12 protein-coding genes are annotated in these 13,184 nt (G+C 31.4%); 5 read left to right on the top strand and 7 right to left on the bottom strand.

Features of this window, described 5'->3' with window-relative positions:
- Window positions 1-10: 10 nt before the first annotated feature.
- Complete coding sequence (locus Z053_RS29860; protein WP_025664013.1) at window positions 11-646, bottom strand: jacalin-like lectin; 636 nt, start codon at window positions 644-646, stop codon at window positions 11-13.
- A 317-nt stretch (window positions 647-963) separates the two neighbouring features.
- Between Z053_RS29860 and Z053_RS0105360 the strand changes: the two genes are divergently transcribed.
- The 5 genes from Z053_RS0105360 (at window position 964) to miaA (ending at window position 6,839) form a co-directional block, all read left to right on the top strand.
- Window positions 964-1,626 carry a YggS family pyridoxal phosphate-dependent enzyme gene (locus tag Z053_RS0105360; RefSeq protein ID WP_025664012.1) on the top strand — a complete coding sequence of 221 codons (663 nt, stop codon included), beginning with the start codon at window positions 964-966 and terminating at the stop codon, window positions 1,624-1,626.
- A gap of 105 nt (window positions 1,627-1,731) precedes the next feature.
- Window positions 1,732-3,105, top strand: coding sequence for an exonuclease domain-containing protein (locus Z053_RS0105355; RefSeq protein ID WP_025664011.1), 1,374 nt, complete (start codon window positions 1,732-1,734; stop codon window positions 3,103-3,105).
- Entirely contained in the window at window positions 3,098-5,068 is a 1,971-nt protein-coding gene (locus tag Z053_RS0105350; protein WP_025664010.1) for a DUF3857 domain-containing protein, read from the top strand. Before Z053_RS0105355 ends, Z053_RS0105350 begins: the two co-directional genes overlap by 8 nt.
- A gap of 33 nt (window positions 5,069-5,101) precedes the next feature.
- Window positions 5,102-5,941: an ion transporter gene (locus Z053_RS0105345; RefSeq protein WP_025664009.1), complete on the top strand. Its 840-nt coding sequence runs from the start codon at window positions 5,102-5,104 to the stop codon at window positions 5,939-5,941.
- Window positions 5,928-6,839, top strand: a complete 912-nt coding sequence (gene miaA / locus Z053_RS0105340) for a tRNA (adenosine(37)-N6)-dimethylallyltransferase MiaA (protein ID WP_035095195.1) — start codon at window positions 5,928-5,930, stop codon at window positions 6,837-6,839. The genes Z053_RS0105345 and miaA overlap by 14 nt, the downstream gene beginning before the upstream one ends.
- A 49-nt stretch (window positions 6,840-6,888) precedes the next feature.
- Here the strand turns inward: miaA and Z053_RS0105335 are convergent, their stop codons facing one another.
- The 6 genes from Z053_RS0105335 to Z053_RS0105310 form a co-directional block, all read right to left on the bottom strand.
- The gene (locus tag Z053_RS0105335; RefSeq protein WP_025664007.1) at window positions 6,889-7,602 is read right to left on the bottom strand and encodes a response regulator transcription factor; all 714 of its coding nucleotides are present in this window, start codon (window positions 7,600-7,602) and stop codon (window positions 6,889-6,891) included.
- Between the two features lie 3 nt (window positions 7,603-7,605).
- Entirely contained in the window at window positions 7,606-9,171 is a 1,566-nt protein-coding gene (locus Z053_RS0105330; protein WP_025664006.1) for a sensor histidine kinase, read from the bottom strand.
- 84 nt (window positions 9,172-9,255) lie between these two features.
- Window positions 9,256-9,834: a dephospho-CoA kinase gene (gene coaE, locus Z053_RS0105325; RefSeq protein WP_025664005.1), complete on the bottom strand. Its 579-nt coding sequence runs from the start codon at window positions 9,832-9,834 to the stop codon at window positions 9,256-9,258.
- Between the two features lie 8 nt (window positions 9,835-9,842).
- Window positions 9,843-10,802: a CdaR family protein gene (locus tag Z053_RS0105320; RefSeq protein ID WP_025664004.1), complete on the bottom strand. Its 960-nt coding sequence runs from the start codon at window positions 10,800-10,802 to the stop codon at window positions 9,843-9,845.
- A gap of 5 nt (window positions 10,803-10,807) precedes the next feature.
- Entirely contained in the window at window positions 10,808-11,812 is a 1,005-nt protein-coding gene (locus Z053_RS0105315) for a glycosyltransferase (protein WP_025664003.1), read from the bottom strand.
- 92 nt (window positions 11,813-11,904) lie between these two features.
- Window positions 11,905-12,723, bottom strand: coding sequence for an enoyl-ACP reductase FabI (locus tag Z053_RS0105310; RefSeq protein ID WP_025664002.1), 819 nt, complete (start codon window positions 12,721-12,723; stop codon window positions 11,905-11,907).
- Between the last annotated feature and the right edge of the window lie 461 nt (window positions 12,724-13,184).

Raw genomic sequence — 13,184 nt, 5'->3', positions numbered from 1 at the left:
TAACTATACTTTATAGGGTATGCACATAAAACCCAATTCTATCAATATTTGATCCTGAACGGCCATAGAAACCTAAGATTTCAAATCCACTAGGTGGGATTGAAGCATTAAAATAGCTACCTCCATTACCGCCATGGGTAAATGTTTTTTTATTAGTATAGATGGTTAACTTATCCAAACGACTCCCACTTCTTCCTGAAATTCTTCTTATATGCTCATCACTGCTAAAAAAATGAAGGTAATAACTACCTCCATTACCACCTCTATTCACACCTATATAAATAGTACCAGAAGGTGATTTATAGTAAACGATCAATTTGTCTACCCTACTACCTGTTCTCATGGCAATTGCATGAATTCTTGTACCACTAGGAGGGTTTACACTAAAAGCACTACCTCCATTACCTCCAAAAGGGCCAATAGAGTACGAATATGCTTTACTACTACTTTCTGTTACATTCTCCTCAAGAGGGATAGCATTTTTTAATTCCTTAGGAAAGCTCTCCCATTCTACCGATAGAGAATTAGTGTCATCATAAGTAGGTAACTCCTGGGTGTTTCCTACCTCTTCTTTTATCTCATCTTTCTGACATGAGATCATAAGACTAAACAGTGTTAATACTGCTAGAAAAATTGATTTTTTCATAAAAATTTAATTTAAATTGGTTAAAATAAAATTGTTAATTATCGCTTTTAACTTCCTTTATAAAAGCACATTAAGATACGATCGCTACCAAAATTCCTAATATTAATTAACATATATATGAGAGTTGTACGATTTAAGCCACGAATACTTTTGACATCTGTAAAAATTAGAAATATGACCTAAATACTTACCCTTTATCCAGGAAAAAAGAGATTAATTATTTCATATAAAAAAGATCAAAATTAGCCTTTGATTTATAAATAAATAACGAATAATCAATATCAATAAAAAAATGATTTTAGATATCTTTGCAAACTATGAATGATATCGAAAAAAACCTTCACGAAATAAAAACATCAATTCCCGAAGGAGTTACTCTGGTAGCAGTATCCAAAACTAAACCTGTTTCTGATCTAATGAACGCCTATGATGCTGGTCAGAGAATTTTTGGTGAAAATAAGATTCAAGAAATGGCCGAAAAGTGGGAAACTATGCCAAAGGACATTAGCTGGCATATGATCGGGCATGTACAAACTAATAAGGTTAAGTATATGGCTCCCTTTGTAGATCTCATTCATGCAGTAGATAGTTACAAATTACTTAAAGAGATCAACAAACAAGCAAAAAAACATAATAGAACTATTAACTGTCTCTTACAAATCAAAATTGCTAAAGAAGAAAGTAAATTTGGTTTATCAGAACAAGATGCTATCACTTTATTAAACACCGAAGAAGTTAAGAATTTAACCAATGTTAATATTCAAGGGCTTATGGGGATGGCAACTTTTACAGATGATGAGCAACAAATAAGTGATGAATTTAAAAAGATTGCTTCTTTTTCTGAAAACATAAAAACAAAATACCCTCAACTAAAAACCTTATCGATAGGTATGAGTGGAGATTACAAAATGGCTATTGACTTCGGAAGCACTATGGTTAGAATAGGAAGTTCTATTTTTGGAGCCAGAAACTACCAATAACACATACTTTTTGATCATTAGTACTTGATTTACCAAATTGATAAATAAAAAATAATAATGCCCCTTATTAAACTAAGCTTGAAAAAATAAAGATTACCGAACTATATGTATGCAATTTTAGATATTGAAACAACCGGAGGAAAATATAATGAAGAAGGAATTACTGAAATTGCTATTTATAAATTTGACGGACATGATGTAGTGGACCAATTTATAAGCCTCGTTAATCCAGAACGTCCCATACAGCCATTTGTAGCTAATCTTACCGGGATAAATAATCAAATGCTTCGTAATGCACCCAAGTTTTATGAAGTAGCCAAAAGAATTGTTGAAATTACTACCAACTGTATTATCGTTGCACATAACTCTAGTTTTGATTACAGAATTTTAAGAACCGAATTCTCGAGATTAGGATTCGAATTCGAACGGCAATCTTTATGTACTGTAGAGCTTTCTAAAAAATTAATCCCAGATCAACAATCTTATAGTTTAGGTAAACTTGTTCGAGGACTTGGTATCCCTCTTTCTGACAGACACCGAGCTAATGGCGATGCCCTGGCTACGGTAAAATTATTTAAACTCTTACTCACAAAAGACATAGAGAAAAAAATAATTACAGAAACTGTTCGAACAGAGACTAAACGCCAGGTAGATGATAAGCTTCTTAGATTAATTGAAGACGCTCCTACAGCAACGGGAGTATATTATATGCATCGTGAGGATGGGACTGTCATCTATATTGGAAAAAGTAAAAACATAAAAAAACGCCTCAATCAACATTTTACAAACGACAATAGAAAATCTAAAAAAATACAAGAAGAGGTTGTTAGTGTAACATACGAGAATACAGGAAGTGAGCTTTTGGCATTGCTAAAAGAAAGCGAAGAGATAAAACGCAACAAACCTAAATACAATAGAGCACTACGTAAAACAAAATTTGATCAGGCCCTATACCAATTCACAGATGACAATGGGTATATAAATTTCAAAGTTCAAAAAGTAGATCATCGCAAAATAAGCATCACTACTTTTTCTAATAAACAACAAGCTAAGACTTATATGCATCGATGGACAGAAGAGTATAGTTTATGCCAAAAATTAATGGGTCTGGATAATGGAGAAAGCAATTGTTTTAACTACACTATAAAACAGTGTCAGGGTGCTTGTATTTATAATGAATCTGCAGAAGAATATAATATCCGTGCACAAAAACTTATTTTCAATACTTCGTTTCAGAGTCAGGATATGATTATTGTGGATAGAGGAAGAGATATTGACGAACAAAGTGTAATATTGGTTGAAGAAGGAAAATTTAAAGGTATTGGGTACTTCAATCTCAATCATCAGATCAATAATATAGAGATTTTACGCTCTATTATTACCCCAATGACTCATAATAGAGATGCTCAACACATTATTCAAAGTTATGTGCGCACGCATAAAAGACTAAAGATTATCAAACTACAAAAAAATGTATAGAACTCTATTTTTTCTATTCTTAACCACTTTCTCTTTTTCAATAAGTGCTCAAGAAGCTTACAATGATAAAAATATGGTGGTAAGCATGATTGATTTGCAAAGTACAACATATAAAAGAGACAGTACCGCAAATGCTTTTTTCATATACGAAAAAGGGTTTAGCAGAGTAGAAAATGGTGGTGGTTATAATCTGTTAACAGATTATGAAGCAAAGGTCAAAATATTAAATGAGCAAGGGTTTGATCATGCTACGGTAAAAGTTCTTTTATACAGAAATAAAAACAATAAAGAATCTCTTAATAACCTAGTAGCATATACTTATAACCTAGAACAAGGTAAGGTTATTAAAACCAAAGTAGAAAAAGACCAAATTTATTATGAAAAACATGATCAAAACTTCACTTCTGTAAAATTTACATTTTCTAATATAAAACCAGGATCTGTACTTACTTATAAATACCAGTTAGAATCCCCTTTTATGTATAATTTTAATGGATGGGAATTTCAAGATGACATCCCAAAAATGTATAGTGAGTTTATAGCTGATCTACCCGGCAATTATGTCTACAATATAAAACTCGTAGGAACTCTAAAACTAAACACCAGTGAATCTACTATTAAAAAAAACTGTCTTCAGGCATCAGGTTTAGGATCTGCCGATTGTTCTCATAACACATATATCATGAAAGATATTCCTGCTTTCAAAGAAGAAAAATATATGACGGCAAAGAGTAATTATTTTTCTCGTATTGAGTATGAATTAAAAGAATTTAAAGGATTTGATGGAGTCAATAATAAATATACCGAAACATGGAAAAATGTTGATATCAAATTAAAAAAAGAAGCAGCTATTGGAGTACAACTTAAAAAAACGGGAATCACTAAAGATATTCTTCCCGACACAATACAATCAATGCCTAATGACGTGATCAAAGCAAAAGCAATATATCGCTATATCGCTAATCATTATAAATGGAACAAAAAGAACGACATTTTTAAAGGTAATTCTATTTCTGAAGTAATTAACTCTAAATCAGGTAATGTCTCTGGTATAAATATTTTATTACATAACACACTGAAACAACAACAATTTAAAGTTTATCCTGTATTACTATCAACAAGGAGTAATGGCTACGCTACAACTATACATCCTGTAATTTCTGATTTTAATTACTTAATTACACAATTAGCTATCGAAGATGAGACATTTCTTCTAGATGCTACAGAAAATAATTTAGCGTTCGGAGAAGTACCTTTTAGATGCTTAAATGTACATGGTAGGTTATTAGATTTTAAAAATGGTAGTTCCTGGATAGATATAAAACCCGCAAAGCGTTCCTTAATTTTTTATAAAGAAGAATTAAAACTAAATGAAAAATTAGAATTAGACGGTAAAGCAAAACATGTTTTCGCTGGTTACCATGGATACTATAAGCGAAAAGAACTGGATCAGGTAAACAAACAAAGTTATTTAGACTTAAGGAAAAAGAAAAACTCTGAAGTAAAAATAACCAACATTAATATTAAAGATGAGAAGGATTATGAAAAACCATTTGAAGAAGAATTTCAATTCACAAGGAATACCGAAACAATAGATAACACGATTTACATAAAACCATTTACCCTACCTTTTTTCAAAGAAACTCCTTTCAAACTTAATCAAAGAACATATCCTGTTGATTTTGGCTATCCAGATTCATACACATACTTAGTTTCTATCGAGTTGCCCGAAAATTATGAATTTGTCGATATCCCAAATAATTCTTTGTATACTATTCCTAATCATCTAGGTCAGGTAGGTGTCAATTTTCAGAAAAATGAAAAAAAATTAATTATTACTCATAGAATAACATTTAATTCTTCATATTATCCTGTAGAATACTATAAAACACTTAAAGAATTTTTTAATCTTATTATTGAAATAGAAAATGATACTCTTATAGCCGTTAGAAGGGTACATTAGTTTTTTTAGTATTTTTATTCAAAATCAAGAAATTTGGACAATAATTCATCTCATAAGAACTGGAAAAACCAATTGCACGACATCATTTATGAAGCCGATACTCCGATAGGAAAAATATTTGATGTAACTCTACTTATTTTAATAGTATTGAGCATCATTTTCGTAATGCTCGAAAGTGTAAAAGGACTATCTGCTGAAACCTATACGTTTTTGTATTATGCAGAATGGATCATCACTATATTCTTTACTTTTGAATATATAGCCCGTATTATTTCTATAAAAAAACCAGCTTCCTATATTTTTAGTTTTTATGGGATCATCGATCTTTTATCTACTTTACCATTATACCTATCATTTTTTATAACAGGCACCAGTGCATTGTTGGCTGTTAGAGCGTTAAGATTACTTCGGGTTTTTAGAATTTTAAAAATCTCGAGATATATTGGTGAATCCAACAGACTAGCCAAAGCTATAAAAGATAGTAGAGCCAAAATACTGGTATTTCTATTTGCTGTATTAGTGTTATGCATAATTATGGGTACGGTAATGTATATCGTAGAAGGAGAAGAAAGTGGTTTTAAAAGCATCCCCATAAGCGTATATTGGTGTATTGTTACACTAACAACAGTTGGTTATGGTGATATTGCTCCTGTTACTCCGCTAGGACAATTTATTGCAGCCATTATTATGATCATGGGTTATGGTATTATTGCTGTTCCTACGGGTATTGTTAGTGCCGAATACACACATCATCAAGCTAGTAAAGTACATCTAAATACTCAATCCTGTAGTCATTGTAGTGAGAATGAGCATCGCGATAACGCTAAATTCTGCCATAAATGCGGAGAAGACTTACATCATGACCAAGAATAAAAATCTAATTGTGGTTGTTGGCCCAACTGCTATAGGCAAAACCAGCTTAAGTATTGCACTTGCAAAACATTTTAATTGTGAAATTGTTTCTGCAGACAGCAGGCAGTTTTATAAAGAAATGAGCATTGGTACTGCAGCTCCTTCTCTTGATGAATTAAAACAAGCTAAACATCATTTCATTCAACACATAAGTATTAAGAATGAATACAGTGTAGGTGATTTTGAAAAAGATGCTTTAGATAAACTTAATGAATTATTCAAAAGCAATGACTATGCTATTCTAGTTGGAGGTTCTGGGCTCTATATCGATGCGGTAACCAAGGGGTTGGATCGTTTTCCTGAAATAGATATAAAGATTAGACAAGAACTTCAAAAAGAATATAACGACAAAGGAATCGAAAATTTGCAGCAACAATTAAAAATTTTGGATCCATTGTATTACGAAAAGGTAGATCTAAACAATACACATAGAGTTATGAGGGCTCTAGAAATATGTATTGGCAGTGGAGAACCTTATTCATCATTTCTTACTAAACCACGAAAGAAACGACCTTTTAACACTATTAAAATTGGGGTTACTGCAGAAAGACAAACTATTTATGACAGAATAAACCAACGAGTAGAATTAATGGTTGAAGCGGGTTTACTAGATGAAGTAAAAAGCCTTTACTCTTATAAATCATTAAATGCATTAAACACTGTTGGGTATAAAGAAATATTTAAATACCTGGATGAAGAATGGGATTTGGATTTTGCTCTTTCTGAAATCAAAAAAAACACCAGACGTTTTGCCAAAAGACAGCTTACCTGGTTTAAAAAAGATTTAGAAATTAGTTGGTATGACTACAAAGAAGATATTAAATCTATTATAATGCATATAAAAAAAAGCTCACTATGATAATTGCACATAGTGAACTTTTTTTAGAAGTTAGTTACCGTTACTATTCCTACGATTCTTCGTTTCTTACAACTAGTCTAAATCCTTCTCCATGAATATTAAGAATTTCGACATTTTCGTCTTTCTTCAAATATTTTCTAAGTTTGGCTATATATACATCCATACTACGAGAGGTAAAATAATTATCATCCCTCCATATTTTTGTCAATGCTAATTCTCTAGGCATTAAATCATTAAGATGTAACGCTAGTAAGCGAAGTAATTCATTCTCTTTTGGAGAAAGTTTAATTGGATCTTCTTCTTTAAACGTTAAAAAGCGAAGTTTCGAATTAAGATGAAAGCCTCCAACGTTAAACTCAAACTGTTTACTATCGGCAACAGATTCTGTGCTTTTACGCTGCATAATAGCTTGTATTTTCATTAACAACACTTCGCTATCAAAAGGCTTATTAAGGTAATCATCTGCCCCTACTTTGTATCCTTTCAATACATCTTCTTTCATTGCTTTTGCAGTTAAAAAGATGATTGGTATTTCTTCATTTTTTTCTCTAATCTCCTTTGCTAATGTAAATCCATCTTTATAAGGCATCATGACATCAAGAATACACATATCATAATCATCCTTTTTGAATTTTTCGAAGCCTTCCATACCATTTTTAGCATGCACAACATCATAATCGTTCATTACAAGATAATCCTTTAATACTGTTCCGAAGTTTGGATCATCTTCTACAAGCAAAATCTTTTTGTTTTCTGTTTCCATATTTTAAGATATTAACGGTAATTTAATTATAAATGTGGAGCCTTTTCCCCTTTCACTCTCCACCCATATCTGACCATGATGATCATCTATAATTCTCTTTACGTATGTTAGCCCTAATCCGTGTCCTTTTACATTATGAAGATCTCCGGTATGTTCTCTAAAGAACTTTTCAAAAATCTTTTTCTGTGCAACTTTACTCATTCCAATTCCTTGATCACGAACTTTAAGAACAATACTATTTTTTACATTTTCTGTATACACATCTATTTTGGGCTCATTTTCTGAATATTTTATTGCATTATCCAGAATATTCACAATTACATTAGTCAAATGACTATCATTAGCTAATACTGTTGTTTTAAGCGCTCCTAAATGCATTTTCACATACCCTTCTCTATTTTCTACAAGTAGAGACACATGAGTAATTGCATCTTCAATAATATCGTGCAACTCTTGTCTTTCTTTTTTAATGTTAAGTTCATTTTTCTCTAACTGAGATATTCTTAACACATTTTCTACTTGGGCATGCATTCTTTTATTCTCTTCACGTATCATACTCATATAACGCTGTACTTTCTCTGGATCTCCTCCTATTTTAGGGTTCTTTATAGAATCTAATGCCAAATTAATAGTAGCAATAGGAGTCTTAAGCTCATGCGTCATATTATTAATAAAATCTGTTTTAATTTGTGATATCTGCCGTTGCTGCATCAATTGTGATAAAGCACTGGAATATGCAACTACAATAATTAACGTAAATATTATAGATAATATGGCCATTCCCTTGATAGAAGAAAGTACATATTGTTTTTTTCCAGTAAAGTTAACATATAACTGATACTCACTTACGCCTTCATCATTTACAAAAAGTGGTATTGCATATGTTGTTGGATAATCCAAACTAAAATCATCAGAACGTACTTTGGTTGCTAAAGCATTACTATAAATAGCATATTCAAAGTCTACTTTTATATCTCTCTCTTCCAGTTCTTTCTTTAATAGATAATCTATTTCTCTTTTTTGAACTCTTCTATGTATTGGTATAAAACTGGCAATTTCGCTTATTACTATTTCATAATCCATTCTTTGGAGATCTGTTAACCCACGTATTCTCTCTAGTTTGGATTTAGAATTTTGCTTTACAAAATCACTTTTATCATTTTGCGTAGCAACATCGGCATTACGATTTAAAATATTTTTTAACCGAACCGTATCAATATTTAAATTTATAAAAGACGAAAACAACTTATAGTCTTCTTCTAAAATACCATCTGTATGTGTAAACGACTTTGTCGTATTATCAATACTAATATTTAGAAGTTGACGTATAGTTTTGTTATCAGGCTCTTCTATGCTATCCAGAATCTCTTGTAATGGAAAAAACATCTCTTCAAACTCTCTGTATTGAATTCTATTAGATACAGATATCAATATTTGTTTCGCATTAAAAGAAAACTGCTCTTCATTATTCTCTACAGTGTTGTTAATCCAATATCCCTGAACAAAAATAATCCCAATTAACGATAAACTCATCAGGATTATCAGCAACACGAATAACCTTTTATTCATAACTCAAAAGTAAGACTTTAACATTTAGCTACTTTAGGGTTTAACCAAATGTTAACAAAATGAAAGATTCGGATTACAAACATTTTATAAAGATATTTCCCCATGAACCTTATGTACTTGATTTTCAGTATCTTCTATATTTTTATTATATATTACAAAATCGGCTAATGGGATTTTTCGAGCATCTTCCCACTGATTATTCATCCTAGAAAGGATATCTTCTCTTGTAGTTTTATCTCTTTTTAGGACTCGTTCAATTCTTGTTTCTATTGGTGCCGATACCAGAATAGTATAATCACATTGTTTATGACCTTCATTTTCAAAAAGTATAGCCGCTTCTTTTACTACATAATTCCCTTTTTGTTTACTTTTCCAACAATCAAAATGGTTTGCCACAGCAGGGTGAACAATTGCATTTAACTGAAGTAGTTTTGAAGAATCGTTAAACACTACATTTGCTATATATGATCTGTTTAACTCTTCGTTTATATACGAATCATTTCCTAATAAATCGATAATTTGCTTTTTTACTAATGCATCCTCATTCATAAGCCTTTTAGCCTCGATATCGGCTATATAAACTGCAACCCCTAGTTGTTCAAACATTTTGGCCACTGTAGATTTTCCACTACCTATACCACCTGTTAGACCTACTACTTTCATACTCTAACTTATTTCAAAACTACAAATTGAACTTGTTTTACCTGTAACCGTACATCATGAATGTAATCTGGTTTATTCACCAACTCTAAAGTTAAAAACGAACTTTCTTCAGATGCTTTGGCATAATCAGCTACTACCATAAAATCTCTGGGGCTTATTTCATTATATTTATCTAATCCTACCCTGTATACTACAGAAATTTCTTTAGGAAAAATCTTAATTTCTGTACCTTCTGGTATATTATTTAATGTTATAGGAATTTTTTGATCTCCCTCTGTAAATTTACTCACCAAAACGTTAGCCTGTACTTGAGCAGGAGTAACAGTAATGGTAGTTGGTAATTCTTCAATATTAATATCTAATTCTGAAGTATAGTTAACGTTTAACCCTTCTAAATTTAGATTTTCTGTTGTTATATATTGTATGGTATCTATAATTTGCGAAGGACCACTAATTATTATAGAATCAGGAGAAACTACTAATCCCTTATCACTACCATATCCAATAGCATACTGAATCTTCTCGGCGATTTTAACCGGGATCTTTTTTTTCAGATTATGATCTAATTTTAATCGTATGGTATCTTTTTGCACAGATAAAACTCTTCCTTTAAAGTCCAATTTATTTTTTAACACTGAAGATTCTTTATCAACACGAAAATAATATCGATCTCCACTATTAATAACTGCATCCTCTACATTAAATTGTAATGTTGGTCTGCTCCAATTATGATTCATCAATCTAAAACCATTCCCATTAAGGACCATTCTTAATGTTTGGTCACTCTGCTCATTAAAAATTTTGTCTTGTGGTATATTAGTATATTGTATAGCTACTTCTACTTCTTGGGTATAATTTTTAGAGAATTGTATAAATAACCACAAGATCGAAGTGAATATTAGAAAAAACAAAAAGGTTTTTACATTATTCCTTTTTAAGGAAAATCTATTCTTTTTTCTAGCTGACATACAAATTACTTTGAAAAAAACAATTTCTTAAATTGTTTTTCGGGTACTTTTTTCAATAGATGAATATAATAATAAGATTTCAGGAATCCTTTTCCGTATCCATAAAATTGTATCAAAACTGCTAAAATAGATTGTACGCCTATAGACAGATTTTTATATTCTAGCGTAGCGCCTAGAAAAATAATCCCTAAATACACACCTAAAATAGCAACAAAGTACCACCATCCCAAAAGTGCAGTCACTATAGAAAATACAATATATAGCAAGAATAAGGTAGGGAACCAATATGTAATTTTGGCTGTATCTGGATGCCATCGATTTAAAATAGGTCGTACCAATCCAAACTTATTTACCTGTATATAGAATTTTTTCCAGGAAATTCTTCTTTTATGAAACACTTTGGCATCAGGGATTAATGTAGTGTCATATCCTAATTTCCATAATCTTATGGTAAGATCCGGGTCTTCTCCGGGGTGTATATTTCCGAAACCACCCGAAGCCTCAAAAGCTTCTTTTGACAATCCCATATTAAAACTACGGGGCTGAAATTTTCCTAATGTATTTTTACGTCCTCTAATTCCGCCAGTAGTTAAATACGAAGTCATACTATAACTTATTGCTTTCTGAAGGTTAGAAAAGCTTTGATGAGCGTCATCGGGACCTCCGTAACAATGCACAAAAGTATTGGATAAAAAACGTTCTGCTTTAGACAAATACTCTCTTGGTAATAGCACATCACTATCGAGAATAACAAAGTAGTTACCTTTTGCCTTACGCATACCATAGTTACGAGAATCTCCCGGGCCAGTATTTGGCTTTTGGTAATAACTTATAGATAGCCTATCTTCAAAAGTCGCTATAACCTCCTTTGATGTTTCAGACGATCCATCTTCGACAATTACAATCTCATATGGCTTGGTATAATCCATATCCACCATGCTATCCAGCAGCTCTTTAATCTCATTTGGCCTGTTATAAACTGGCACAATAAAGGAGAAATATATTTCCATATTGCAAAGGTAAGTGGTCTAAATAAAAAATCCCATACCAATTAAGAATGGGATTTTTTATTAATCTTATAGTAGTTTTTTTTAGAAAATCTTTATTCTTCTCCTACAAATTTATCCATCACTAACTGGCTTACTCCCATATTAGAAAAACCTCCATCGTGGTATAAATTCTGAAGAGTTACTTTTTTGGTTAAATCAGAGAATAGTGTAATGGTATAATCGGCACATTCTGCTGCTGTGGCATTACCTAAAGGAGACATTTTATTTGCATATTCTATAAATCCATCAAACCCTTTCACTCCTTTTCCTGCAGTTGTTGGGGTTGGAGATTGAGAAATTGTATTCACTCGCACATTACTATCTCTACCAAAGAAATATCCAAAACTACGAGCAATAGATTCTAAATATGCTTTATTATCTGCCATATCATTATAATCAGGAAATACGCGCTGTGCTGCCATATATGTCAATCCAACTATACTTCCCCAGTCATTCATTGCCTTTTTCTTATATAGGGTTTGCATTGTTTTATGAAAAGAAAGAGCAGATACATCTAATCCTTTTTGTGTCCAGTCATAGTTCTGATCTGTATAATGACGTCCTTTACGCACATTTATTGACATCCCTATAGAATGTAAAACAAAATCAAGTTTACCGCCCAAAATTTCTACTGCTTTATCTACAAGATTTTCTAAATCTTCTAACGAAGTAGCGTCTGCAGGTATAACTTGAGTATTGGTTTTTTCTGCAAGAGTATTTATAGCACCCATTCGCATTGCGACAGGAGCATTAGTAAGAACAAAACTTCCTCCTTCTTCATAAACACGTTCTGCAGTTTTCCAAGCGATTGAATTTTCGTCAAGTGCCCCAAAAATAATTCCTCTTTTACCTTTTAATAAATTGTATGACATTTAATTATAAATTAAAGTATGGTTATACGAGTGGTAAAGATAATAAAACGACCCAAACCACAACCAATCGAAATAGAATTTAGTTAAGTATGTAAAAAAAATAATTAGCGACACATGGTGATAAAATATTAATCAAACCTCTATATGATAAACTAATAATGTTTCTATCTCTATAAGAAATAGAAACCTATGATTGCGATAACTTATAAATAACGTTGAGAGTTTTAAAAAAACTGACTTTTAAAATCTAATTAAAAATTAATCTATGATCAGTTGATTTTTATCAACATATATCTTATATTTGACATATAATTTTGATTGAGTATTGTTTTCAAAATATCATTGATTTGATATATAAGATTATGATACGAAATACCCCCCCATAATGTATATTATTTCTCCCCTTAGAAAAAATATACTATTTCATCCCCCCTTAGTATTGAAATAATTATAGAGTTATT

Origin of the sequence: Aquimarina megaterium XH134, assembly GCF_000520975.1 — a bacterium.
Classification (GTDB): domain Bacteria; phylum Bacteroidota; class Bacteroidia; order Flavobacteriales; family Flavobacteriaceae; genus Aquimarina; species Aquimarina megaterium.
This window is presented reverse-complemented; position numbering and strand designations above follow the sequence as displayed.